Raw genomic sequence first — 24,755 nt, 5'->3', positions numbered from 1 at the left:
ACCGGGGCGCTGGCAAATCTATTCCTGAATTGCGCCAGCAGACTTGCGCCGGTAGACAGCCAGGAAAATCGAGATGCGGCGAACGGCTTCCTCAATGTCACTGACGGAGGGGAGGATGACGAAGCGAAAGTGGTCCGGCGTGGGCCAGTGGAACGCCGTCCCGTGGCTGACCAGGATCTTTTGTTCCTGGAGGAGGTCAATCACGAACTTCTCATCCGACTCAATGGGATACATCACAGGGTCGAGTTTAACGAACAGGTACATGGCTCCGGCGGCCGGCACGCAGGAGACGCCCGGAAGTGCGTTGAGCAATTCCGTGGCCCGGTCGCGCTGTTCGTGCAGGCGCCCGCCGGGCTTGGTGAGGTCGTTGATGCTCTGGTAACCCCCCAGCGAGGTTTGAATGGCGTGCTGGGCCGGGACGTTGGAGCACAGGCGCAAGGAGGCGATGAGTTCCAAAGACTCCTTGAAGCCGGCCATGGCCGAACGGGGGCCAGAGAGTGCCACCCACCCGGCGCGATAGCCAGGCATCCGGTACGCCTTGGACAGTCCGCTGAAGGTGAGTGTGCACACGTCATCGGACAGGGAGGCCATGTGGATGTGGCGGCGGCCGTCGTAGATGATCTTCTCGTAGATCTCATCGGAGAAGATGACAAGGTCGTGCTGGCGGGCCAGCTCCACAAACGCCTCCAGGATGTGCCGGGGGTATACGGCGCCAGTGGGGTTGTTCGGGTTGATAATGACGATGGCGCGGGTGTTGGCGGTGATTTTGGCCTCGACGTCGGCCATGTCCGGCCACCACTGATTGCCCTCGTCACACAGATAGTGGACCGGGACCCCGCCGGTCAAGGTGACCGAGGCCGTCCACAGCGGGTAGTCGGGGGCCGGGATCAGGACCTCGTCCCCGTTTTCCAAAAACGCCTGCAGGGTCATGGAGATCAGCTCGCTGACGCCGTTGCCTACGAAGATGTCGTCGACGCCGATCTGCATCAGGTCCTGCGTTTGGTAGTACTGGGAGATTGCGGTGCGCGCGGAGAAGATGCCCTTGGAGTCGCTGTAGCCCTGGGCGCCGCGCAGATGGTGGATCATGTCCACCACGATGGACTCCGGGGCCTCCAGGCCAAACGGGGCGGTGTCACCTAGGTTCATGCGCAGGATCCGGTGCCCCTCCGCCTCCATTTTCTGGGCCGCGTGGAGGATGGGGCCGCGAAGTTCGTAGCGGACATTGGCCAGTTTGCTGGAGTGTTGCATGGGGCGCATGCCTTCCATCTTCACACAATGACGGCCCCGGCAGGCTTGCTGTCCAAATATCGGGCAACGACACCGCGGACTCCGGCGCATGTTGAGTTTCTCACACTCGACCCCCGCACAGGGCACTAGCACAACCTCCGGAACCCCATGGACGCAGAATAATTGGTAAGCTCAAACGCTGGACCTAGGCCGTTTCGGGGAAGCGCCGCCCACTTCACTTTTACCCTCAAGGAGACCAAGCCTTCAATGACATCCGTGGCTACTGAATCACTGCGCGAACAGCTCTGGAACCGTCGTTATGACGAGAACATTGCACCCGTCACAGAACTCTGCGACACTCTTGCGCAAGCTCGGCCCGAGCAGCAGGTTGCTTACGTTGATCCGGTTCACGACATTGATGAGTGCCGCATCATCAGCTTGTTCTCCAACGTTGGCGAGATGGACCCCTCGGGCTTCGTCACGGCCGGCGACGAGCAGGCGGCAACTCGCCTGCTCGGCATCCATTGGCAGATCGGGCTGCGCCCCAGCTTCGTCATGCCCTGGAACGTACACCCCTGGTTCACCCCTGGCGAGCCGAACGGCCGCCTCACGGCACCACAGATCGAGCAGGGCCTGCGCCCGCTGGTGAAGTTCTTGACCCTGGTCCCCCGCGTTTCAGCACTCGTGGCCCACGGCACCGAGGCACACCGCCTCGCCGACCAGCTGCTCAAGGCGCAAGGGCCCATGCTCTACAAGCGCGGTTTTGGCATCTATAAGGTCCGTTCCCTGAGCGGGCGAAGCTTTGCCGGCTCCGCCGAGCGCCAGGAGCAGTGGCTGCTGGAATCCGCCAAGGCCTACGCCGAGTGCATGACACGCAACGGCATCCCGGTCAAGGGCCGCTAACCTCCTCCCCATTTTGCCCGGGATGCACCAACGGTGATCCGCCCCCTCAACGATGGGGCGGATCACCGTATCTGTATCCTCAGCGTTAACCCAAGTGCGGCGTCAGCCCAGGTGCGGCTCCACGAGTTCGGCATAACGGGCCTTGACAGTGTCTATGACCTCGGCGAAGGGCAGGTTCCAGATGTCCGCATTGAAGATCTCCACCTCGACCACGCCGTCGTAGCCGGCTTCGGCCACCCAGGTGCAAATCGACGCGAAGTCAACTACGCCGTCGCCCATGAAACCGCGGGACAGCAGGGCGTCAGTGGCGATGGGCAGGTTGAAGTCGCACACCTGGTAGGAGGCGATGCGGCCCTCGGCGCCGGCACGGGCGATCTGCTCCTGCAGGGCAGGGTCCCACCAAACGTGGAAGGTGTCTACGACAACGCCGACGGCTTCCACGGGGTGCGGGGCGGCCAAATCCAGGGCCTGGCCCAGTGTCGAGAGCACTGCACGGTCCGCGGCGTACATCGGATGCAGGGCTTCCAGCACCAGCCGGACGCCGTGTTCCAGGGCGAACGGCACCAGCTCGGCGAGGCGATCGGCGACGCGCTGGCGTGCTGCGACGATGTCCTTGCCGCCTACCACTGTGGTGGCGTTCCCTCCCCCGTCAACAGCGCCCGGCGAGACGCTGAAGTCAGGCAAGCCGCCGACGACCACGACGATCTCGGTGGTCCCCAGCGCCTTGGCCTCCAGGATGGCAGCCTTGTTGTCAGCCAGAGCAGCGGCCTGGCCGTGACCATCGGCCGCGGTCAGGAAGCCGCCACGGCACAGGCTGGAAACCTGCAGGCCGGAAGCGCGCACCATCTCAACAGCTGTTTCCAGGCCGACTTCGGCGACCTTGTCACGCCACAGGCCAATGTGGGACAGGCCCGCGGCAACCGTCAGCTCCAACGCCTGCGCAAGGGAGGCCTTCTTGATGGTGGCCGTGTTGATGGAGAGCCTGTCAAAGGTGCTCATGCGTTGTCGCCTTCCGTGATGCTAACCTCGGCGGCAAAGCCGGCGGTGTTCAGGAAGCCTGCCATGCGGGCTGCAGCAACGTCCGGTTGGAGCAACAGCCCGGCCGTGTCCGCCAAACGGAAGAGCTTGACTAGGTGATTGACGTCGCGGCCCGAGTGCAGGCCACCGATCATCTGAAAACCGGGCTGGAAGCCGTTGAGCCAGGCCAGGAACGCGATGCCGGTCTTGTAGTAGTACGTCGGTGCCTCGAAGATGTGCAGGCCCAGATCCCGCGTGGAGTCCAGGATGGCACGGGCTTCGGCTGGGCGGCCGGCGTCGTACTCCTGCAGCGCAGTGGAGGCGGCAGGGGCAATCGCGGCGAAGATGCCCAACAATGCGTCGGAGTAGTTTTCCCCGTCGCCGTCGATGAGCTCCGGGTAGTTGAAGTCGTCCCCGGTGTACAGGCGCACACCGGCTGGGAGGCTGGCGCGCAGCGCAACTTCGTGTCCGGCGTCGAGCAGGGAAACCTTGACACCGTCCACTTTCTCGGAGTGGGTGTCGATGAGCGTCTGGAAGGTGGCGGTGGCGGCGGCGACGTCGTCGCTGCCCCAGTAGCAGGCCAGAGCGGGATCGAACATGGTGCCCAGCCAGTGCAGGACAACGGGTTCCCTGACCTCGGACAGCAGCGTGCCGTACAGGGCCAGGTAGTCCGCCGGGCCGGAGGCAACCTTGGCCAGGGCGCGGGAGGCCATGATGATGACCTTCGCTCCTGAGGCTTCGACGGCGGCGATCTGCTCACGGTAGGCGGCCAACACGGCAGCCAGTCCTGCTTCGCCGGGTTCGACGGCGGCCGGGTCCAGCTGGTCGGTGCCGGCACCGCAGGCGAGCAGGTCACGTACGGTGCGCTCCGGCGTCGCGATGAGGGCGGCCTCGGCGGCGCTGCGGTTGATCAGCTCCTGCGTGGCGGCCCAGTCCAGGCCCATGCCGCGCTGTGCGGTGTCCATGGCATCGGCAATGCCCACGCCCCAGCTCCACAGCTCGCGGCGGAAGGCCAGGGTGGAGTCCCAGTCGATGTCGGCCGGGGCGCCAGGAACGTTGTTGCCCAGGACCTTGGGCGTGACGTGGGCTGCGGCGTACACCTTGCGGGAGCGGATCAGCTCGGTGGGCTTGCGCCACAGCCCGCACGGGTTCAGTGTCAGGTCTTCCAGTTCGCCGGAAGCGGCGGGAAGCGTCAGTGAGATTGTCATGATTTAGAGCTCGATTTTCGGGATGTCCAGGGTGCGTCGCTCGGCAGAGGACTGCAGGCCCAGCTCGGCGAGCTGCACGCCGCGGGCTGCGGAGAGCAGGCCGAAGCGGTGTTCACGGCCGGCGACAACGTCGCGCAAAAATTCTTCCCACTGCAGCTTGAAGCCGTTGTCCAGTTCGGCGTTCGCGGGAACTTCGGCCCACTGCTCACGGAAGGGTTCGGTGACGGGCAAATCCGGGTTCCAGACGGGCTTGGGGGTGTTGGCACGCTGCTGGGAGAGGCACTTGCGCAAGCCGGCAACGGCGGAACCGTGGGTGCCGTCGATCTGGAATTCCACGAGCTCATCGCGGTAAACGCGCACGGCCCAGGAGGAGTTGATCTGGCCGATGACGGGATCCCCGGCAGGGGTCTCCAGTTCAAAGATGCCGTAGGCGGCGTCGTCGGCGGTGGCCTTGTACTCAACGCCCTGCTCGTCCCAGCGGGCCGGGATGTGCGTGGCAGTCTTGGCGTTGACGGACTTGACCTTGCCGATGATGCCTTCAAGCACGTAGTTCCAGTGGCAGAACATGTCGGTGGTCATTCCGCCGCCATCTTCCTTGCGATAGTTCCAGGAGGGGCGCTGGGCTTCCTGGTGGTCGCCTTCGAAGACCCAGTAGCCGAATTCGCCGCGGATCGAGAGGATGCGGCCGAAGAAGCCTTCCTCTACGAGGCGGCGCAGCTTGACCAGGCCGGGCAGGTACAGCTTGTCGTGCACGACGCCTGCAGTGATGCCGGCGTCCTGGGCGACGCGGGCCAACTCGATGGCCTCTTCGAGGGTTTCGGCCGTGGGCTTCTCGGTGAAGATGTGCTTGCCGTTGGCCATGGCCTTCTTCAAGGTGGCGGCGCGCAGGCTTGTCATGGAGGCGTCAAAGACGACGTCGACGGTGGGGTCGGCGATGACGGCGTCCAGATCGGTGGACCAGTGCTCAACGTTGTGCAGTTCGGCCAGCTCGCGCACCTTCGCCGCGTTACGGCCGATCAGGATCGGTTCAATGGCGACCTTGGTGCCATCTTCTAAGGTGAGCCCGGTTTCGCGCAAAGGCAGAATGGAGCGCAGCAGGTGCTGGCGGTAGCCCATGCGCCCGGTGATGCCGTTCATGGCAATGCGGATCACGGCGGGCTTGGCGGTGGCGGCAGTGGCTTCGGCTGGCGCTGGCGCGGTGGTGGCTGTCAGAGTCACGGTCTTCCCCTAAGAAGTAGTTGTTCAGTATGTACCGGGCACCCCGGCGTGGTTTGTGGTTTGGAAAGCGCTTTCCAATATATGCTGAAGACTCACCGTGGGTCAAGGACACCTCATGACCGGCCCCACATGGCCCAGCAACGTCCCACCTGCCAACATCAAGGAACGCCACCGTGCCCGTCAAGCTCTCAGAAGTTGCCCGCCACGCCGGCGTTTCACTAGCCACGGCCTCCCGGGTACTCAACGGCTCCGCCCGCACCCCGGCGGCGGACATCGCCGAACGCGTCCAGGCCGCAGCCCTTGAGCTCGGCTATGTGGCCAACGCGCAGGCCCAGGCTCTGGCCCGCTCCGCCACGGGATTATTCGGCCTGGTGGTGCACGACATCGCCGACCCTTATTTTTCCGCCATTGCCCACGGCGTCCAGCAGGTGGCCTTGACGTCTCGGCGCCAGGTGTTGCTCGCCAGCACCGATATTGGGGAGGACGCGGAGCTCACGGCGGTCAATGCCTTCATCTCCTACCGCACCGACGCGATCATTCTTGCTGCTTCCCGGCGGGAAACTGAGGACCCCCGGCTCAGTAAGGCCCTGGCTCAGTACATTGCCAACGGTGGCCGCGTGGTGGCCCTGGGGGGGACCAGTATTCCTGGCGCCAGAAGTGTCCATGTGGACAACGTGGCAGGCTCTCGGGAGTTGGTCGAGGTGTTGGCGCACCAGGGAGTGAACCGCTTTGCTATCTTGGCCGGGCCGCCCGAACGCAACACCGCCAGATCCCGTGTGTCCGGTTTCCTCCAGGCCCTGAACGATTTGGGCCAGTCCCCCGCGGTGCTCATCCACGGCTCCTTCGACAGCCAAGGCGGATACCAGGCAACACTTGAATGCCTTGACTCCCTCGGTATAAAAGGCGACAGCTCCCCTGACAGCCTCCGCGGCGACGATTCCGGCAACGTCGGCGCACAACCGCTGTGCATCCTGGCGGCCAACGACGTCATGGCCCTAGGCGCCATGACGGCCCTGCGGTCCAGGGGCCTGCGCGTCCCCGAAGACGTCCAGGTCGCCGGCTTTGATGACATCCCCACCCTGCGCGACCACTCACCGGGGCTGACCACCTACAGGCTGCCGCTGGAACGCATTGGGGAGCTCGCCGCAGAACTTGCACTGAGCCCCGACGCCAATGCCACGGCCCATGTCACGGGGCAGGTGATCCTGCGAGAAAGCGCCGGCGCACCGCTGGCGCAACTGCGCCGCTCCCCTGTGGCGAATCGCTCACCTGACAGCACCACAGGTCCAAAGGGTGCATAATCAAGCCATGACAACAGATGAGGAACACCCCGGCGCAACCATGTCCCCCAGCGACGCCTGGCGTTTTCTGGAGCACACCTCCTTTGGCCGGCTGGCACTGAGCGTCGCCAATGAACCCGACATTTTTCCGATCAACTTCCTAGCCCATGATGGCAAGTTGTTGATGCGCACCAACCCCGGCACCAAGTTGGCAGAACTAACCATCAACGATCGAGTGGCCTTTGAAATCGACGGAATCGCCGAGAACTCCGCCTGGAGTGTGGTGGTCAAGGGCTCCGCGCGAGTCATTGAGTCGCAGACGGAGATTGACGCCGCCAATGAACTGCCCCTCACCCCTTGGATCCCGACCCGCAAAAACACCTACGTGGAGATCATCCCCACCAGCGTGCGCGGGATTCGCTTTGAGCTCGGCACCGAACCGGAGCGCTGAGAACCGGATCTGGCGCCTCAGCGCCCGAGAACTTGTGGCTGCACTTTTCACGCCAGCCGAAGAATGCCTCCTAACTGCCCATGATCATTCGCGGCGACGGCGGCTGACACAACAAATGTCCTGAATTTGCGGAATTCAGGACATTTGCCATGGAATACGAAGTCATTACTAATGACTACAACGTTCATCTTTGTTGTAAAAGGATTTAGCGCACGAACCCGTCGGCCACCGTCAGGGCCTCGTCGATGGCCGCCAGTCCCGCGCGCAGCTCCTCCTCGGTGATCACCAGCGGTGGGCAGATGTGGACACGGTTGTTGTTGGTCATGGGCCACACACCGCGAGCCTTGCACGCGGCCACCACCTCGGCCATGGGCCGGGCCGCCTCTCCTGCGGCATTGAAGGGTACCAACGGTTCGCGGGTGTCCTTGTTGGTGACGAGCTCCACCGCCCAGAACAGGCCCTGGCCGCGAATCTCCCCCACACTGGGGTGTTTGTGCAGCCACGACTCGAGGATCGGTTTAACCACACGGCTGCCCAGATCCCGCACATGGGCCAGGATGCCGTCACGTTCAAAGACCTTGAACGTGGCCACACCTGGCGCACAGGCCAGCGGGTGTCCGGAGTACGTCAGCCCGCCCGGATACGCTTTCTCATCGAAGATGGCCGCGATCTCATCGCTCATGACAACCCCCCCGAGGGGTACGTACCCGGAGTTCACGCCCTTGGCGAAGGAGATCAGGTCCGGGACGACGTCGAACGCGTCCACCGCAAACCACTCGCCGATGCGCCCAAAGCCGGCCATGACCTCGTCGGCAATGTAGACGATCCCGTACTTGTCACACAGGGCACGCACCCCTGGCAGGTAGCCCGGCGGCGGAACCAGGATGCCATTGGTGCCGACCACCGTTTCAATGATGATCCCACCAATGGTGGAGGCCCCCTCCAACACGATCACGGACTCCAGGTGCTCCAGCGCCCGGGCGCTTTCCTCCTCAGGTGAGCTGGAGTGGAACGGGGACCGGTACGCGTACGGGCCAAAGAAGTGTGCCACGGAGGCAGCTCCTGGCTCGTTGGCCCAGCGCCGGGGGTCCCCCGTCAGCGCCATCGCCGTGGACGTGGCCCCGTGGTAGGAGCGGTACTGGGCCAGGATCTTGGACTTGCCGGTGAACGCCCGCGCCATCCGGACGGCGTTCTCATTGGCCTCGGCGCCGCCGTTGGTGAAGAAGACCTTGTTCAGGGTCCCGGGCGCCTTCGAGGCGATCAGAGCCGCCAGCTCGCCGCGGACGTCGTTGGCGAAGGCGGGTTGGATGGTGGCCATTTTGCCTGCCTGGTCCTGGATCGACTTGACCAGGTCAGGGTGCTGATGGCCCAGGTTCAGGTTCACCAGCTGCGCTCCGAAGTCCAGGTAGCTGTTGCCCTGGTAGTCCCAGAACGTGGAGCCTAAGCCGCCTTCGACGGGCAGCGGGTCGATCTTGGCTTGGGCGGACCAGGAGTGCAGCACATGGGTGCGGTCGTTGTGCCGGATGGTGCGTTCGACGGCGTGATCACCGGTCTGCGTGCCTGTCTCGGCGGAAAGCATGTCAGTCATGAAAGTTTCCTTTACTGGTGCGCTGGTCTAGGAGTTGCTCGGGAAGCCGAGGTTGACGGAGGAGGTGGAGGGGTCGTTCCACCGGGTGGTGACAACTTTACTGCGCGTGTAAAAGTGGACGCTTTCGGGGCCGTAGATGTGGGCGTCGCCGAAGAGCGAGTCCTTCCATCCACCAAAGGAGAAGGAGCCCACGGGGACGGGGACGGGGACGTTGACGCCCACCATACCTGCCTCGACGTCGAACTGGAAGGCACGTGCCGCCCCGCCGTCGCGCGTGTAGATCGCGGTACCGTTGCCGAACTGGTTGCTGTTGATCAGTTCCAGCGCCTCGTCGTAGCTCTCCGTACGGACCACGCACAGGACGGGGCCGAAGATCTCGTCGGTGTAGACCGACATGTGCGGCTTGACATGGTCCAGCAGTGTGACACCGATGAAGAATCCGTCGTTGTCGAAGAGGGTTTCGCGGCCGTCGGCAATGACGGTGGCACCTTCGGCAGCAGCGCCTGCCACATAGGAGGCCACCTTGTCGCGGTGCTCGCCGGTGATTAGCGGGCCCATATCGGTCCCTGCCTTCGTCCCGTCGCCGATCTTCAGTGCGCCGAGGCGGTCCTTGATGCCGGCGACCAGCTCGTCGGCAATGTCGCCCACGGTCACCACCACGCTGACAGCCATGCAGCGCTCCCCGGCGGAGCCGTAGGCGGCGGAGACGGCCGCGTCGGCGGCATTGCCCAGATCGGCGTCGGGCAGCACCATCATGTGGTTTTTGGCGCCTCCCAGCGCCTGCACACGCTTGCCGTTGGCGGCGGCACGCTGATAGATGGAGCGTGCGATGGGGGTGGAACCCACAAAACTGATGGCTTTGACCGTGGGGCTCTCAAGGAGGGCGTCCACTGCTTCCTTGTCGCCCTGGAGCACGTTGAGCACGCCGTCGGGCAGTCCCGCCTCCTGGAAGAGCTTGGCCAGGAACAAGGCTGCCGAAGGGTCCTTCTCGCTGGGCTTCAACACCACGGTATTGCCACAGGCGATGGCGCTGGCGATCATCCACAACGGCACCATGACGGGGAAGTTGAACGGGGTGATGCAGCCCACCACGCCGACGGGCTGCTTGATACTGTGCACGTCGATGCCGGAGGAGACCTGCTCACTGTGTTCCCCCTTGAGCAGGTTGATCAGCCCGGCCGCAAATTCCACGTTCTCGCTGCCGCGGGCAATTTCGCCTGCCGCATCGTCAAGGACCTTGCCGTGCTCGTTGGTGACAATGGCGGCCAACTCGGCCTTGCGCTCCTGGAGCAGAGTGCGCAGTTTGAAAAAGATGTCGGTCCGCTTGGTCAGCGAGGTGGCCCGCCAGGCCGGAAGAGCCGCGGCAGCAGCGGCAATGGCCTGGTTGGCGAAATCGGTGGTGGCGAAGGCGACCTCCTTGTGCTGCTCACCTGTGGCCGGGTTGTAGACGGGCCCGCGGCGCTCCGAAGTGGTGTCTTCCTGGCCGGCAATGAAGTGCGGAATAAGCTGCATGTGGTATTTTTCCTTCGCTGTCATGATATCCGGACAGTCTGTTTGGCTGCCGTTGTATGCTCGTCTCTATTGATCCTCACACGGAAGATACGGAGCAAGGCGCTGACACATCAACGGAATTTCACTCCCGGCCGGACAGATCGTCCGGAGATGCTCCCGACGGTTGCCGAGGTGCTGGCCCTACCGGTTTTCGCGGCCGGCAAGGCCAGGGTTCTGGCGGGAAGCGCCAGCCTGGGAAACGCTGTGCGTTGGGTCCATGTTGTGGAAGCCCAGGACGTCACCGAATTGCTGGACGGGCATGAGCTGCTGCTGGCAACAGGTGTGGGGTGGCCGGACGGTGACGGCTGGATCCCGGGCTACATCGCCGAGCTCGCCGCCGCGCGCGTGGCCGGACTGGTGCTGGAACTGGGCACCCGCTATGATCAAGCGCCTCCGCGGCTGGTGGAGTGTTGCCTGAGCCAGGATCTGCCGTTGGTGGTCTTGCATCGGCGGATTAAGTTCGTCACCGTCACCGAGGCCGTGCACGGGCGCATCATTGCCGAGCAGATGGGGGCCTTGCGGGCGCGTGATGAGGTCCACGCCCTGTTCTCAGAACTAAGTCTGCGTGGTTCGCCTGCGGATTACATCGTGGCCCAGTTGGGTGCCGTGCTCGGTTCGCCGGTCGTCCTGGAGAACATGGCCCACCAGGTTGTTGCCTTTGAGCCGGCCGGCCGGCCGGAGGAGGAACTCCTGGCGTTGTGGGAGTCCCGGTCCCGCTCCGCCCACCGGGGCCGCCCCGAGGACAGCGGCCATGGCAGTGGCAAAGGCAGTGGCAACAGCGGCGGCGAGGACACCCGCACCTCGGTGCTGGGGCCCGAAAGCTGGCTGGTCACCCCGGTTCAGGCCCGCGGTACACGCTGGGGCTACTTGATCGCGTTCGACGGCGCGCCCCACCCGGCCGGCCGTGCGCTGGTACTGGAACAGGCCGCCGTCGCCCTTTCCCTGAGCAGGCTCGCAGACGGGACGGCCGACCACTGGGTCCCCGCCAGCCAGCACTGGCTGCTCGCGTCCTTGTTGCAGGGGCGGTATCGCAGCGATGTGGCGTTGCGCGCGCGCTTCGAGTCCATGGGCCTGCCGGTGGCCCAACGACGGCTGTGTGGTTTGGCGCTGCGCCCGGTCCCCGGCTCCCCTCAAGCTGACGGCACACTGCCGGTCGGCGGGGTCCCCGCGACCGCCGAGGTAACACGTCTGGCCCGCTCCATGGGGCTGAACGCCGTGGCGAGCTGGACCGGGCCCGCAGCCTCTGAGACTCTCCTTATGGCGTTGTCAGTGCCGGAGCCCGGCCCGGGACGGGTGGCGCCCGAGGCTGCCATTGACACGTTTGCCGTGAAGCTCCAGGAGTTGGCCAACGGGCAGTCGCCGGAAACCGGACGGGCGGCCTTGGCGGCCGGGGCGGTCGTGGAGCAGGTGGGCGCTCTCGCAGCGTCCCTCCAGGAGGCACTTGAAGTGCTGGGATCAGTGCCTAGGCGGAGCACAGCCGGGACGGAATCAGTCCTGCACCGCTCGGCGGACAGGGCACTGCGCGGGCTGATCGGAGCGTTGCGCTCAGACCCCCGGATGCAGGGCTACCTGGAACGCAGCTTGGGCGCCTTGCTGCACCACGACGCCACGCAAGGAAGTGACCTGCTGCCGGTGCTCCGAGCCTATCTGGCACATCCTGGCAACCGCACCAAGGCGGCCGCTGGCAGCCATCTGTCCCGCTCGGTGTTCTACCAGAGGTTGGAGGTCATTGAAAGGCTGCTCGGGGTGGACTTGTCCGACGGTGAGGTCATCGCAGGGCTCCAGGCGGCTGTCATCGCCTGGGAGACCATCCAGGCGGCTCAGCCCCGGTAGATTCTCCTGCACGTCCCCGAGGGCCTCGGTTGCAGACCCTCACTAGCGGTGGTGACCGATTCAAAGCTGCCCGCCATGACGACGCGGCGGAACGTGGCAAATCCGGCCGTGTTGATTAGTTCGTTCGGATTCGCCGGCGCGTCGGTGGGTGCCTCGGTGGCCACATTGTAGACCGGGTCAAGGACGCTCACTGGTAGGAACGCTCCCCCGCGCAAGTCAACGTTTGCAGCGCTGCCTTGCCGGTGGATAGCGGAGACGTAGCCGACCGGGAATCCGGCGCCCTGGCCTGCAATGTCGAAAACCAATCTGTCATAGCTGGCGTGCCACACGGCCCGGACATCGCTCAGGGCGGCGCTGGAGACGGTTCCTGCCGACTTGGCCAGTGAGCTCCAGACGATGCCGCAACAAGGGCTGCGCCTGCGCCGGTGCAATGAACAACAATGTTGCCGGCAGCCCCAATACTGCCAGCCAGGACTTGAACTTTTTCATGGGAACAACCTCTTGAGCAAGTGCGCGAAGGCCATACCCAAATGGTCTCCCCATTTTTGGTGGGCACGCCCGTGACGGCGCGACTGCCAGCCAGAGATGGGCCCAACTGTTTTGCCGGCCCGGCCAGTGCATGGAATTGTTACCCACGTTTCTTCTCTGACCCATCCGTGATCTGTGGGTGTGAGGGCTACGACGCCGAGTGGCCCTTCCATGATGCGCTGGACCCAAGTCAGATTTTGCGCATAATGTCCACTGGCGCCAAGCCCGCCGAGAGTATCGCGCAGGGCGGATGGCCTCCAACGTTGAAAGGGTGGACGGGCCAGCTGCGCAGTGCCGCGGCTACGTCCCGTGCCTGCGAGCGCGGCGCAGGTTAGAACATGTATTCGAATATGCGCCAAGACCTAGCCTGCCAAACTGCACATGACGTTTCGCCGTCGAACATTTTGGGCAACTTCCCAGCTACATCAAGCCAAGTCCGGACCAACATGGTTAGTTGATAGAGGTAACCAACGAGCCCCTGCCCCGTGATCTACCAAGGGGCTGATAAGCGTGAATCCTGCACGGGCACTGGCTGGCGAGAATGGCACACTGCGCGGCACTCGCGATCTGGCCAAACCACATTACAAATGGATCGCCCTCTCCAACACCACCTTGGGTGTGCTGATGGCCTCCATTAACTCTCCATCATGCTCTTAGCGCTGCCGGACATTTTCCGCGGCGTGGGCATCAACCCGCTGACTCCGGGCAATACCAGCCTCCTGCTGTGGCTGATCATGGGCTACATGGTGGCCACCGCCGTCCTGGTGGTCGGTTTTGGGCGGCTCGGGGACATGTACGGGCGCGTGAAGATGTACAACGCCGGCTTTGCCATCTTCACGGTGTTCTCGGTCCTCCTGGCCGTGACATGGATGCAGAGCACCTTGGCCGTGATGTGGACGATCGTCATGCGCATCCTCCAGTGCGCGGGGGGGCCATGCTGATGGCCAATTCCAACACCATCATCACCGACGCCATCAACACCGACGCATTCAGCGTCGACCAGCGCGGCCTGGCTTTGGGCCTGAACCAGGTGGCAGGCATTGCGGGGGGCTTCCTGGGCCTGATCATCTGCGGGCTGCTGGAACCCATCGACTGGCGTCTGGTGTTCCTGGTCTCCGTCGCTGGACGAATCCGTGGGTGCTGGGCGCCCTAGTGGACGGCGCTGTGGTCCTGGGAATTTTCGTCGTCGTGGAAAGCCGCGTCGCGGAGCCCATATTCGAACTCTCGCTGTTCCGCATCCGGGCGTTCACGGCAGGAAACCTTGCCGGCTTGTTGTCCGCAATTGGCCGTGGCGGGCTGATGTTCATTCTGATCATCTGGCTGCAGGGGATCTGGCTCCCCCGGGATGGCCACAACTTTGCCGACACTCCCCTGTGGGCCGGCATCTACATGCTGCCCCTGACCGTGGGTTTCCTGGTGGCCGGCGCCATCTCCGGGGCGATCTCCGACAGGCGTGGAGCCCAGCTGCTGTCCACCGGAGGCATGGTGGTGGCGGCGTTGAGCTTCGTGTGGTTTCTGGTGCTGCCGGTGGGCTTCGCGTACTGGGGATTCGCCCTTGTCCTCCCGCTCAACGGAGTCGGCATGGGCTTGTTTGCGGTACCCAACCGGGCCGGCATCTTGAATAGCCGGCCACCCTGAGCTCTGGGCTGACAGCGTACGGCGTCAGCGCGCTCGACGCCGAACGGGTTGCGAACCTGCCCCCGGTCTCCGTGCTCTTCTCCTCCCTGCTGGGCTACAACCCGGTGCAGACGTTGCTGGGCCCAGCCGCGATGGCCAAGCTCCCACCGGCCGACGCCGACTACCTCACCGGCCGACGCTTCTTCCCCACGCTGATCTCCGGTCCGTTTGCCGAAGGGCTGACCGTGGCTTTTTGGGTTTGCGATCATCGACTGCCTGGTGGCTGCGGCAGCCTCGTCACTGCCGGGCGGCAAGCACACCTACCCCGAGCCAGCCCCACTGTCTGCCCTCCCATAGGCTGCTCTCCCCACGGTTTCCGCGAGTGTCTAGGCGGGCGCGTATGCCGGCACTGTCCGTGGCAATACCGTTCGTGGTAATCACGCAGTCCCGGCACGATCAAGCCCTGTATCGCGATGGCCTGCGGTTGAGAACTACGGCACTGCCGCCAGTGACCGCCAAAGGTCTGTGGCGAGACGCCGGGTGGGCTAGGACGTGACAATGATCCGGGCGTGAGCCCGGTGCCCTTGACCAAAGAGCGTAAAGGGCCTGCAATGGTAGTAGGAGGACCTGCGCGCTTGGCGTTGGCCCCATTTTGAAAAGTCCGGACAGGGCGGTCCCGGACCGTTGCTCGGGAGGTGCCGTGATGCTGGTTGTAACCCTTGGCGTGCTGGTGGTGCTCGTGGTGCTTACAACGGCGGGGACAATGTGGCTGGTCAAGACTCGCCCGTCGCAGGAACACGATCCCGACACGAAATTTTGGTACGGCTTTGCCGGGTTGTGTGTGTTGGCACCGACCATCTTGATCAGCGCCGCCGCTAGCCCCTGGGCGTCGCTGACGCTGCTGGCCGTCTCTGCCGGAACCGGTTGTTGGGTCAACAAGCTCGCCTCACACAGCGTGGCGGTCAGGATCGCCACCACGGCACGATCACAGCATGCACGTGAGCAGGCAGCCTTGGCGGCCCGGCATGAGGAGGTCCTCACCCGCTGGAGCCGTTACGAACTCGACCCAGGTGCTGCCATCGACTTCCCCTCCATGAGTGACGTCCGGGTTCCGGAAACTTCGGCCTTGGTGAAGGCTGCGGCGCTGGCCGAGCAACTACTCCGCGACACGGACGGGGGCACTTCCCCTGGAGGGGAGGGCGAGCCCGGCTATCCGGAGGCCATCATGCTGTTGGAGCTCGCATTCCACCGGGCTGAACAGGCGGCCAGATCAGGCGCGGCAGCAAGACACGTCCTGACGGACACCGGCTGCTACTTAACCACGATCACCGGGCAGTGCGCTTGATTGATGCTCTGGGCACTGACTGAACCAAGCACCAGCCCCATCAGTCCACCATGGCCACGGCGCCCCACCACCAAATAGCGGGCGCCCCTGCTGGCCTCGGCCAGGATGGGCGCGGCTGAGCCTTGCTCCACCCGTGCGTGCACGTGGGCGGGACGTTCGTTGGCGAACGCATCCTGCAACGCCTGGTCAATAGTCTGTTGGGCACCTTCGGCAAAGTGGCCAATGCCCACGGCCTCATAGCTGGCACGCTTGGTGGGGGCCGCCCATACGGCGATGGCGTCAACGGTCCCGTTGAGGTCCTTGGCCAGGCTCGCCGCTTCACGCAAGGCGTTGATGGATGATTCGGATCCGTCGACACCAACCACGATGCGTGGCGGGTTCGTTGTATCTTTCATGGTGCTCTCCTTGCGTCAGGGGATTATTGCACCCCTAGTCTTGCCGAGAAGGGCCAAACGCGGAAATTAGCTGGCCCCGGCGCCTGTCATCGTCACCGCCGGCAAGCACGACGCCGGACTCAGGGCCCACTGCTGGGTGCGGTGCTAATCTCTGGTGCAGGCGCCGGGGCTGGTGCAGGCGCCGGGGCTTGGTTTGGTGCTGCAGGGACGGGGACCGGAGCAGGGACACCGCTTCCGGCCAAGGGGTTGTTCACACCCGCCACCAGGGGAACGGTTCGGCTGAGCATGACCGCCGGCGGCTGGGGCAGTGCCGCCGGCGTCAGGACAGGCACGCCCGCGGCGGCGTTCATGAGCGCAGCCCACTGGGTGCCTGCCAGGTTGGCACCATCGACCACCGGCCAATATCGGCCATTGATGGTGATGTTCTGGTTCCAGAACTGCTGACTGTTCCCCTGGTAGCTGCCAAACCATGACGCTGTGGCGATCCCCGTGTTCGCCCCGATAGTCCACGTGTCAATGTTGTAGTCGGTGGTGCCCGTCTTGGCGAAGGACGTGGATTTGTCGTTGATCGGGATTTGGTAGCCGGAACCACGCACCAGCACATTTTGTAGGGCGTAGGTGACACCGGCGGCCACGTCGGCGCTGATCGTGCGCTGGCAGTTGGCGGCAGGCACCGGGAACGCCTTGCCCGCGGCATCGGTCACCGAGACTAGTGCTATCGGGTCGCACCGCACGCCACCACTGGCGAACGTGGCCATCATGGTGGCCATGTCGATGGGCGCCACATTCTGGGTGCCAATCAGGCTGGAAATCTGGGAAACGTCGTAGAGCTTGTTGGTCCGGCCATCTTTGATGCCGGCCGCCGTCGCCATCTTTTGGATGTTGCAAAAGTCCAGCTGAGTGGCCGTTTGGAACGTGATGGTGTTGATCGAGTTGTACAACCCCTCAAAGGCCGTCATTGGATAGTAGTGATTGGGGTCGTCATTGGGCAACAGCACGCTCCCGCCGCCGGCCGCGGGGTCGTACGCCCCGGCCGTGGTGCCACAGGAGTTCTTCCAGTTATAGCCCAGCGGGTACTTACGCACCCCACCGTTAATGACCGTCATCATCGAATGTCCGCTGTTGAGCCACTCGGCGAAAACGATGGGTTTGAAGGTTGAACCGATTTGGAATCCGCCGGCGCCGTTGAGCGGCAGCCCGTTGGCGTCGTTGATGGGCAGGGCAAAGTTGCCCATATAGTTTCCGGGGGCTGTAGCCGGGTTGTAGACGGTATTTTGTGCCATGGTCAATACCTCACCCGTCCCTGGCTGGACGCTGACCACGGCGGCACCACGTTGCAGCGGGTCCGTGGGGGCCATGGTGGCATTGACCTTTTCCTGGGCCACACTTTGCAAGGCCGGGTCCAGGGTGGTCTTGATGGTCAACCCGCCCTGCAACAACAGTTTTGTCCGGTCCTCAACGGTGGCCCCATACGCGGTGTTGTTGAGCACCAGTTGCTGGATGTAGTCGCAGAAGTAAGGGGCAGTGGCCGCGGCGGCGCAGCCTTGCGCAGGCTTGTTCACATCGAGGGTCAAAGGGGCCTTGACGGCAGCGTCGTAGTCCGGCTGGGAAATTTTCTGCTGGGCCAGCATTCCGGCCAAGACGGCGTTGCGGCGGGCCACCACATGCTCCGGCTGGGTTATGGGATCGTAGTAGGTGGGGCTGTTGACCACCCCGGCCAGTGCCGCCGCCTGCGGAAGCGTCAGGTCCTTGGCTGTGGTGTTGAAATACAGTTTTGAGGCTGCTTGGATGCCGTAGGCGCCGTTGCCGAAGTAGATGATATTCAGGTAGCCGGCAAGGATCTGGTCCTTGGACATTTCCTTTTCCAGGCCGATGGCAAGCTTCATCTCATTGATCTTGTCACCGAGCGTTTTTTGCTGGCCCAGCTTGACGTCCTCGGTTTTCCCGTTGGAGACCAACTGTTCAATGATCACATTGTTCACGTATTGCTGCGTGATGGTGGAGGCGCCCTCACGTCCACCTTTCACCGTTGCTACCAGCGCCCGCAGTATGCCAGTCATGTCGATGCCGCCGTGCTCGTAGAACCTGGCGTCCTCGATGGCCACAATCCCGTTCTTGATGTACGGGGACATGTTTTCCAAGGTGACGTCCTGCCGGTCCTGGGCATAAAAGGAGGCCAGGAGCGAACCATCCGAGGCCAGCACCCTGGTGGTCTGCGCCGGCGGGGCCGTGGACAGGGTTCTGGGCAGTTCATCGAGCACCGTGTTGGTGCCCGCCACGGCCGCTGTGGCCAGGGCGCCTATTGGCACCAAAAGTGCGGCCAACAACACCCCGCACATGCCACACACCACCACGAGTCGCAGGAGGTTGGCCACGGCGGTTCCATTGTCCCGCCACCGTGAATTCCGTGGTGAGCCTTGTGATCCCTGGGGCATCTGGTGCGAGCCTTCCCTTATGACTATGGCGTTGCCGCCAACCTGACACATGCCATCAAGACACGGTAGCTATTATCCCCCTTAAACGTGGGAATTTCCTGTGCGATACCCACAAACAAGGCGTGGAAGCGGACTTCCGGACCTGTTTGTAAGCTGATGCGTGCCCCGAGTTCGGCACCCACGTATGCTTACGATCATGGCCAAATTCTTTGACATCCATCCCGAAGATCCCCAACCGCGTTCGGTGAGTGCGGTGGTCGATTTGCTGAAGTCCGGCGGATTGATCGCCTACCCTACCGATTCCTGCTACGCGCTGGGCGCGCAGCTGGGCAACCGGGAGGCGCTGGAGAGAATCCGTCGGATCCGCAACCTTGACGGTAAGCACCACTTCACGCTGGTCTGCAAGGATTTTGCGCAGATGGGCCAGTTCGTCGCCGTTGATAACGACATCTTCCGCAGCATCAAGGCGGTCACGCCCGGCCCGTACACCTTCATTCTGCCGGCCACCAAGGAAGTCCCCAAACGCCTGCTGCATCCGAAGAAGAAGACGGTGGGTGTGCGCATCCCCGACAGTCGCCTCATCGCCGCCATTTTGACTGAGCTGGGTGAACCGCTGCTCTCCAGCACGCTCCTGCTCCCGGCGGAGGAAGAGCCGTTGACACAAGGATGGGAAATCAAGGAAACCCTGGACCATGAGGTGGACGCCGTGATTGACTCCGGCGACGTCGGCGCCGAGCCCACCACAGTCATCGACTTTTCCAGCGGAACCGCCGAAGTGGTACGCCGTGGCATGGGAGATCCTTCCCGCTTCGAATAGGTCCTTAGCGGATGGGGGCCGTGCTGCCTGTCAACCAGCGGCCTGGGCCCTAGACCAAAAGGTCCTCAGTGACTACCGTGGAGGCAGGGCTGTCGACCACGCGGCGCCCATCAGCCAAAGGAGCAGCACATGGCAGTCAAGAGGACCAAGCACGCCGGCTACACAGTTCCCGGATTGTCATTGCAGGACGGCCACAAAGTTGGTGCATTGCTGCAGGCCCGGCTGCACGCCCTCAACGATCTGGCGCTCACGCTCAAACACGCCCACTGGAATGTGGTGGGCAGGGACTTCATCAGTGTCCACGAGATGCTCGACCCCCAAATTGAGATTGTGCGGGCCATGGTGGATGAGACGGCCGAACGCATTGCCACGCTGGGTGTCTCCCCGAACGGCCTGCCGGGTGCCTTGGTGGCCGCCCGCTCATGGGACGACTACGCCATTGGGCGTGCCGGAACCGCGGCACACTTGGCGGCCCTCGATGTGGTTTACACCGGTTTCCTTTCCAGCCACCGCAAGGCGCTGGCGGAGGTCGCTGCCGTGGACCCGATCACCGAGGACATGCTCATCGGCCAGTGTGCCAAGCTCGAATTGTTCCAATGGTTCATGCGCGCCCATTTGGAAGACGACGACGGCGACCTCGTCAATGCCGGGGCCAAGACCGAGCGCTCCGCGGCCCACAAGGCAAAGTAGGCACCCCGCGGCAGTCCACGAACCAAGTGTGGCCTGCCGCGGGCTTCCCGCGCGCGACCAGGAACCTTGGAGGAAGATGAAACCCTATCCGCGAACTGCCATCGTCACCGGCGCCGACCGCGGCATTGGCAAGGCGACAGCGCTGGCACTGGCCCGGGACGGTTATGACGTTGGCTTCACCTGGCACGACGACGAAGCCGGGGCAGCCGACACCACTGAGCAGATCCGGGCCCGGGGACGGGTCACGGCAACCCTGTGGCTGGACACCTCGGACCTGTCCAGCTGCGCTCCGGCAGTCAACGCATTGGCCGGGGACTTGGGCACCTTGGGTGTCTTCGTCAACAACGTGGGCATCGGGCTGAACGCCGCTGTGGTCGACACCACGCTGGCAAACTGGCAAAACATCCTTGACACGAACCTCAACGGCGCCTTCCTGTGCCTGCAGGCGGCCGCGAAACTTCTCATCGCAGGAAACTCCGGTGGACGGATCGTGGCTGTCACCAGCATTCACGCCCAGCAACCGAGGTTTGGCTTTGGCGCGTACTGCGCTTCAAAGTTCGGCTTGGACGGGCTCGTTCGGACCCTGGCCCTGGAACTCTCCGAGCACGCAATCACCGTGAATGCAGTGGCCCCGGGTGAAATCGCCACGCACCTGCCCCCCGACGAAACCCGGCACGCCCACCAGATCCCGCGGCCCGGTCTGCCACTGGGGCACGCAGCGGTAGCCGAAGAGGTGGCAGAGGTGATCGCCTTCCTGGCGTCGCCCGCAGCAAGCTATGTCAGCGGGGCCAGCTGGGCAGTGGACGGGGGCATGTCTCAAATGGGTGCCCAGGCCAGTTCGCACCTACAAAATCACGACTGGCGAGCCGCCACACCAAAGGGGACCACCACGAGCCACTAAAAGCCCACTGCCCTACATCTTTGACTTGACCCTGGCGGTGGCCTTCACCGTCCATGGATCCTCGGGCCAGGGATGTTTGGGATAGCGCCCACGCATCTCGGCCCGCACCTGGGCGTAGGGGCCGGCCCAGAACGAGGCAAGGTCGCCGGTGACGGCCAGTGGACGCCCCGCCGGTGAGAGCAGGTGGAACAGGATGGGAACCTGGCCATTGACCAGCCGGGGTGTCTGCGCCCAACCAAAGCACTCCTGCAATTTGACCGCGACAACCGGCAGGCCGGCGTCGTCGCCCGGGTCGGGGTAGCCAAGGCGCACCTGGGACCCGCTGGGCACCGCCAGACGCTCGGGCACCAGCTCGCCGAGCCGGCTGGCTTCGGGCCAGGGCAACAGCCGGCGCAAGGGCTCAGTGAGGTCCACCGATCCGGCAGGCTTGCCCGCGGCGATCACCTCAAGCTCGGGGGCCAGCCACTCCTGAAGGCACCCCAGGAGGCCCGCATCACTGACATCAGGCCAGGGCGCCCCCAGCTCCCGGTGCACCAAGGCAAGCCTGCGCCGCAAGGACTCCGCGGACGCAGACCACCGTAGCAGGCTCAGTCCCTGTGTTTCCAGGGCCAAGGCGACAGCGGATCGGCCTTGGTCCGCAGTGGCCTTGACGGGGGTCGTGGACAGCACGATGGCGCCGAGCCGGCGTTCCCTGCGCGCGCTGACCTTGCCCTCGGCAAAGCTCGCCGTAACGGTGTCGGTAGCCAGGTGAACGGCGCCCTGGTGGGCGGACTCCGCGCTCAGGGGTGCCGCGGAGCGGATCACGGCCCCTGTCCCGGCGGCGTCCCTGCCCTGCGCGCGGGCAACCTGCGCCACGGCCAGCCATTCGTGCCCGGACAGCGGGCTACCGGCGGGCAAGCCCGCCCGGGTGCCCGATGTGAGCAGGTACTGACTGCCTGGTCCGGGAACGCGGCGTGCCACCCGGTCAGGGTAGGCCAGGGCGACGACGAACCCCACCGACTCCTCCGAAGGCACCCCAGCCGCAGTTACTGTCACGGGCTTTCCCTGCCGGGCAACCCTTGATTCCCGGGCCACAATCCCCTTCAGTCGTTTGACGTCCTCATTCCAGCGCCGCGAGCCAGGGTCCTTGCCGGAGCGCAGCAGGGTCAGCAGCTTAGTCAGGTCTGCCCCCGGGGCCCGGTGGTCCCCGGATACCAGTGCCACGGCCTCGGCCGTCTTTTGCGCACCCACCGCGGCGGCCCCTGCCAGGAGAGCCCTGGCCAGACGGGGGTCGGCAGGGATGCGGGAGAGTGTTTTACCCAGTTCCGTGGCGTGGCCATCCGCCGCGACGGCACCAAGTTCGCGCAGCATCTCCACGGTATCGGCCAGCGCGGAAGGTGGCGGAGCATCGGGCAATGCCAGACCGACGCCGCCCGGCGCGCCCCAACAGGCTAGGGTGAGGGCAGCGGCGCCCAGGTCGGCGACGGCGATCTCCGGGGTTGGGTTGGCAGGTGCCGCCGCCAACGACTTTTCGTCATAACAGCGCACCACGGTGCCAGGCCCCTGACGGGCCGCCCGCCCCGCCCGCTGCACCGCGGATGCCCGGGAACAGGAAACGGTGACCAGCCCCTGCATGCCTCGGGCTGCGTCACGCCTCGGTTCACGCGAGAGCCCCGAGTCAATGACAAGCCGCACGCCGGGGACCGTGAGCGAGGATTCAGCCAGCGAGGTGGAAACGATGATCCGCGGCGGCCCGCCCGGGCGCCGGCCCGACACCGCCTTGTCCTGCTCGGCCGGGGGCACCTGTCCGTGGAGTTCCAGGATCTCGGTGGGTGGGGCCCCGCCAGTCCTGGCGGCGTGGTTGCGACGCAGCCGTGCGGCGATGTGCCCCACCTCCCAGGCCCCGGGTGCGAACACCAGGGCGTCAACGCCGGGGTCCACTGCCAGGGCGGCGGCGTGCGCGGCCGCGGCCGTGTCCGCCATATGGTCCAGAAAGCCTAGGTTCACTCCCCGCTCATTCAACCGCGGCAGGGCCGACGGCGCCCACGTGGTCTCCAGCGGGAACAGCGCGGACGGGCAGTCGACCACGGGAACCGGGGCCCCGCCGTCGCCCGTTCCCAGCAATGCGGCGAAACGGTGGGCGTCCAAGGTGGCGGACATCGCCACCAGGGTCAGGTCGTCCCGCAGCTGGCGGACCTCCGTGAGCATGCCCACCAGAAGATCAGTTTCCAAGCCGCGCTCGTGAACTTCATCGAGCACGACGGCGCCTACGCCTTCCAGCCCCGGGTCGCCTAGAAGGCGCCGTAGCAGGATGCCGGGGGTGAGAAATTCAACTACGGTGTTGGGGCTGGTGTGGCTTTCCCCGCGGACCGTGTAGCCCACAGTGTCCCCTAGGGGGCGCCCGGCCAGGAAGGCCAGCCGGCGGGCCGCCGACCGGACCGCAACCCGCCGTGGCTGGGTGACGACGATGCGGGGGCGGCGGCCTTGCCCGGTGTTCGCTGCCAAGAGGTTGGCCAGCAGCGGCGGCACTAATGTGGTTTTTCCGGTGCCGGGAGGAGCCTGAACTACGGCCGCACCACAGGAACCGTTTCCGGCCAGGGCTTCGGCGAGGTTACCCAGGGAGTCGGCGAACACCAGCCCGGCGCCAAGACTGTGCAGCTCAAAGAAGGGGCCATGGGCCCAGGGGGCGGCCATGGTCAGCCGATCTGCAGTTCGCCCATCTCGCCCCAGGAGTCGCCGTCCACCTTGCGGGATACGATCTTGGGTGTGGACACCAGCGCCGGGCGCATGGATTCCAGACCGGCCTTGAAGTGAGTGCTGTTGACATGGGTGCCGGCGGCGGCGTCGTCCAGGAATGCCTCAATGAGGACAAACTCGTTGGGGTCCTCCACGCTGCGGGACCAGTCAAACCACAGGTTGCCAGGCTCTGCGCGGGTGGCGGCCGTGAATGGAGCCACCAGGTCCATGAACTGCTCGGCGCTCTCGGGTTTGGTCTGGAATTTTACGACAATGAAGTACATGTCCCCAGTCTATTGCACGGGCTGCTACCAGCCGCGGTCCTGCCATAGTGGCAGGGAGGCCCGCTCCGCACCCAGGGTGGTTGCGGCGCCATGGCCCGGCAGCACCACGGCGTCGTCGGGGTAGCGGGCAAAGAGACGTTCCTGAACGTCATCGAGCAAGGAGGCGAACCTCTGGGGGTCTCCCTCGGTGTTGCCCACCCCGCCGGGGAAGAGCGAGTCGCCGCTGAAGATGATGGTGGCCCCCTCAACGTCCAGCATGATCTCGCCACTGACACGGTAATCCTGGAGCACGTAGGCGATGGACCCGGGCGTGTGTCCGCGCAGCCCGACGCAGGAAAGCTGCAGCAGGCCTTCGACATCGGTGAGCACCTCACCGTCTGCCACCGGGTGGCCGATCTTTACCCCTGTCCCGGCCTCGATGCCTGCCATGTCCTGAAGCCCGGCAACGGTTTGGGCGCCGGAGACCTCGAGCAGTTCTGCGAGCGCCCGGACATGGTCCCAGTGCTGGTGAGTGGTGGCGATGGTGGTCAACCTTGCCGGCACCGTCGCATCGCCCGCCCCGTCGCGCAGCAACTCCTTGATGGCCGCCATGCTGTCAGCGGCGTCGATGAGGATCTGCGCGCCCGTCTCCTTGTGAGTGATCAGGTACACGTTATTCGCCATCTCCGAGACAACCGCCCCGCGGATGGTGCAGCTGGGGAAATCGTAGAGCAGCGTTGAAGTATCAGTCATGGTCCCAGCCTAGTGGCCAC

The 24,755-nt window shown here is 64.6% G+C and carries 23 protein-coding genes; 11 read left to right on the top strand and 12 right to left on the bottom strand.

Annotated elements, in window-relative coordinates:
• Window positions 1-18: 18 nt before the first annotated feature.
• The gene (locus tag AOC05_RS06430; RefSeq protein WP_062006522.1) at window positions 19-1,257 is read right to left on the bottom strand and encodes a pyridoxal phosphate-dependent aminotransferase; all 1,239 of its coding nucleotides are present in this window, start codon (window positions 1,255-1,257) and stop codon (window positions 19-21) included.
• Window positions 1,258-1,494: 237 nt separating this feature from the next.
• On the opposite strand from AOC05_RS06430, the gene AOC05_RS06425 reads away from it, so the two are divergent.
• Window positions 1,495-2,130, top strand: a complete 636-nt coding sequence (locus AOC05_RS06425; RefSeq protein ID WP_062006521.1) for a hypothetical protein — start codon at window positions 1,495-1,497, stop codon at window positions 2,128-2,130.
• 102 nt (window positions 2,131-2,232) lie between these two features.
• Here the strand turns inward: AOC05_RS06425 and AOC05_RS06420 are convergent, their stop codons facing one another.
• From AOC05_RS06420 to AOC05_RS06410, 3 genes are read right to left on the bottom strand one after another with little or no spacing between them, the layout of a single operon-like run.
• Window positions 2,233-3,129, bottom strand: coding sequence for a sugar phosphate isomerase/epimerase family protein (locus AOC05_RS06420; protein ID WP_062006520.1), 897 nt, complete (start codon window positions 3,127-3,129; stop codon window positions 2,233-2,235).
• Complete coding sequence (locus AOC05_RS06415) at window positions 3,126-4,355, bottom strand: dihydrodipicolinate synthase family protein (protein ID WP_062006519.1); 1,230 nt, start codon at window positions 4,353-4,355, stop codon at window positions 3,126-3,128. Before AOC05_RS06415 ends, AOC05_RS06420 begins: the two co-directional genes overlap by 4 nt.
• Window positions 4,356-4,358: 3 nt before the next feature.
• Complete coding sequence (locus tag AOC05_RS06410) at window positions 4,359-5,492, bottom strand: Gfo/Idh/MocA family protein (RefSeq protein ID WP_062009447.1); 1,134 nt, start codon at window positions 5,490-5,492, stop codon at window positions 4,359-4,361.
• 254 nt (window positions 5,493-5,746) lie between these two features.
• On the opposite strand from AOC05_RS06410, the gene AOC05_RS06405 reads away from it, so the two are divergent.
• Window positions 5,747-6,874, top strand: a complete 1,128-nt coding sequence (locus tag AOC05_RS06405; protein ID WP_082357807.1) for a LacI family DNA-binding transcriptional regulator — start codon at window positions 5,747-5,749, stop codon at window positions 6,872-6,874.
• Window positions 6,875-6,881: 7 nt separating this feature from the next.
• Entirely contained in the window at window positions 6,882-7,304 is a 423-nt protein-coding gene (locus AOC05_RS06400) for a pyridoxamine 5'-phosphate oxidase family protein (protein WP_062006518.1), read from the top strand.
• Between the two features lie 205 nt (window positions 7,305-7,509).
• Here AOC05_RS06400 and AOC05_RS06395 read toward each other — a convergent pair whose 3' ends face one another.
• Window positions 7,510-8,883: an aspartate aminotransferase family protein gene (locus AOC05_RS06395; protein WP_230085663.1), complete on the bottom strand. Its 1,374-nt coding sequence runs from the start codon at window positions 8,881-8,883 to the stop codon at window positions 7,510-7,512.
• 36 nt (window positions 8,884-8,919) lie between these two features.
• Complete coding sequence (locus AOC05_RS06390) at window positions 8,920-10,404, bottom strand: CoA-acylating methylmalonate-semialdehyde dehydrogenase (protein ID WP_062006516.1); 1,485 nt, start codon at window positions 10,402-10,404, stop codon at window positions 8,920-8,922.
• Window positions 10,405-10,554: 150 nt separating this feature from the next.
• On the opposite strand from AOC05_RS06390, the gene AOC05_RS06385 reads away from it, so the two are divergent.
• Window positions 10,555-12,276, top strand: coding sequence for a PucR family transcriptional regulator (locus tag AOC05_RS06385; protein WP_062006515.1), 1,722 nt, complete (start codon window positions 10,555-10,557; stop codon window positions 12,274-12,276).
• On the opposite strand, the gene AOC05_RS06380 is transcribed toward AOC05_RS06385, so the two are convergent.
• Window positions 12,264-12,707, bottom strand: coding sequence for an AMIN-like domain-containing (lipo)protein (locus AOC05_RS06380; RefSeq protein ID WP_062006514.1), 444 nt, complete (start codon window positions 12,705-12,707; stop codon window positions 12,264-12,266). The two genes, AOC05_RS06385 and AOC05_RS06380, sit on opposite strands and share 13 nt — an antisense overlap.
• Before the next feature lie 744 nt (window positions 12,708-13,451).
• Here AOC05_RS06380 and AOC05_RS19725 point away from each other — a divergent pair.
• The 4 genes from AOC05_RS19725 to AOC05_RS06355 all read left to right on the top strand — a co-directional run bounded on the left by AOC05_RS19725 (window position 13,452) and on the right by AOC05_RS06355 (window position 15,766).
• Window positions 13,452-13,745 carry a hypothetical protein gene (locus tag AOC05_RS19725; RefSeq protein WP_062006512.1) on the top strand — a complete coding sequence of 98 codons (294 nt, stop codon included), beginning with the start codon at window positions 13,452-13,454 and terminating at the stop codon, window positions 13,743-13,745.
• On the top strand, window positions 13,745-13,957 hold the full coding sequence (locus AOC05_RS19720) for a hypothetical protein (RefSeq protein WP_197277904.1): 213 nt from the start codon (window positions 13,745-13,747) through the stop codon (window positions 13,955-13,957). The genes AOC05_RS19725 and AOC05_RS19720 overlap by 1 nt, the downstream gene beginning before the upstream one ends.
• On the top strand, window positions 13,942-14,442 hold the full coding sequence (locus AOC05_RS19715; RefSeq protein ID WP_062006510.1) for a hypothetical protein: 501 nt from the start codon (window positions 13,942-13,944) through the stop codon (window positions 14,440-14,442). Before AOC05_RS19720 ends, AOC05_RS19715 begins: the two co-directional genes overlap by 16 nt.
• 682 nt (window positions 14,443-15,124) lie before the next feature.
• Complete coding sequence (locus AOC05_RS06355; RefSeq protein ID WP_062006509.1) at window positions 15,125-15,766, top strand: hypothetical protein; 642 nt, start codon at window positions 15,125-15,127, stop codon at window positions 15,764-15,766.
• Here the strand turns inward: AOC05_RS06355 and AOC05_RS06350 are convergent.
• Both AOC05_RS06350 and AOC05_RS06345 read right to left on the bottom strand, forming a co-directional pair.
• Entirely contained in the window at window positions 15,733-16,161 is a 429-nt protein-coding gene (locus AOC05_RS06350; protein WP_062006508.1) for a universal stress protein, read from the bottom strand. The two genes, AOC05_RS06355 and AOC05_RS06350, sit on opposite strands and share 34 nt — an antisense overlap.
• 119 nt (window positions 16,162-16,280) lie before the next feature.
• On the bottom strand, window positions 16,281-18,596 hold the full coding sequence (locus tag AOC05_RS06345) for a transglycosylase domain-containing protein (RefSeq protein WP_062006507.1): 2,316 nt from the start codon (window positions 18,594-18,596) through the stop codon (window positions 16,281-16,283).
• A gap of 196 nt (window positions 18,597-18,792) precedes the next feature.
• Between AOC05_RS06345 and AOC05_RS06340 the strand changes: the two genes are divergently transcribed.
• The 3 genes from AOC05_RS06340 to AOC05_RS06330 all read left to right on the top strand — a co-directional run bounded on the left by AOC05_RS06340 (window position 18,793) and on the right by AOC05_RS06330 (window position 21,004).
• Window positions 18,793-19,413: an L-threonylcarbamoyladenylate synthase gene (locus AOC05_RS06340; protein WP_062009444.1), complete on the top strand. Its 621-nt coding sequence runs from the start codon at window positions 18,793-18,795 to the stop codon at window positions 19,411-19,413.
• A gap of 129 nt (window positions 19,414-19,542) precedes the next feature.
• Entirely contained in the window at window positions 19,543-20,103 is a 561-nt protein-coding gene (locus tag AOC05_RS06335) for a Dps family protein (protein ID WP_062006506.1), read from the top strand.
• Window positions 20,104-20,179: 76 nt separating this feature from the next.
• The gene (locus AOC05_RS06330) at window positions 20,180-21,004 is read left to right on the top strand and encodes an SDR family oxidoreductase (protein WP_062006505.1); all 825 of its coding nucleotides are present in this window, start codon (window positions 20,180-20,182) and stop codon (window positions 21,002-21,004) included.
• Between the two features lie 12 nt (window positions 21,005-21,016).
• Here the strand turns inward: AOC05_RS06330 and hrpB are convergent, their stop codons facing one another.
• The 3 genes from hrpB to AOC05_RS06315 are packed head-to-tail and all read right to left on the bottom strand — an operon-like array spanning window position 21,017 to window position 24,735.
• A complete protein-coding gene (gene hrpB, locus AOC05_RS06325) occupies window positions 21,017-23,677 on the bottom strand; it encodes an ATP-dependent helicase HrpB (RefSeq protein ID WP_062006504.1) in 2,661 nt (886 codons plus the stop codon).
• Window positions 23,678-23,679: 2 nt separating this feature from the next.
• Window positions 23,680-24,003: a putative quinol monooxygenase gene (locus AOC05_RS06320; protein ID WP_062006503.1), complete on the bottom strand. Its 324-nt coding sequence runs from the start codon at window positions 24,001-24,003 to the stop codon at window positions 23,680-23,682.
• Between the two features lie 24 nt (window positions 24,004-24,027).
• The gene (locus AOC05_RS06315) at window positions 24,028-24,735 is read right to left on the bottom strand and encodes an MBL fold metallo-hydrolase (RefSeq protein WP_062006502.1); all 708 of its coding nucleotides are present in this window, start codon (window positions 24,733-24,735) and stop codon (window positions 24,028-24,030) included.
• Between the last annotated feature and the right edge of the window lie 20 nt (window positions 24,736-24,755).

The organism is Arthrobacter alpinus (assembly GCF_001294625.1).
Lineage (GTDB): Bacteria > Actinomycetota > Actinomycetes > Actinomycetales > Micrococcaceae > Specibacter > Specibacter alpinus_A.
The sequence above is the reverse complement of the archived record's forward strand: the minus strand, read 5'-3'. Positions and strand labels throughout refer to the sequence as shown.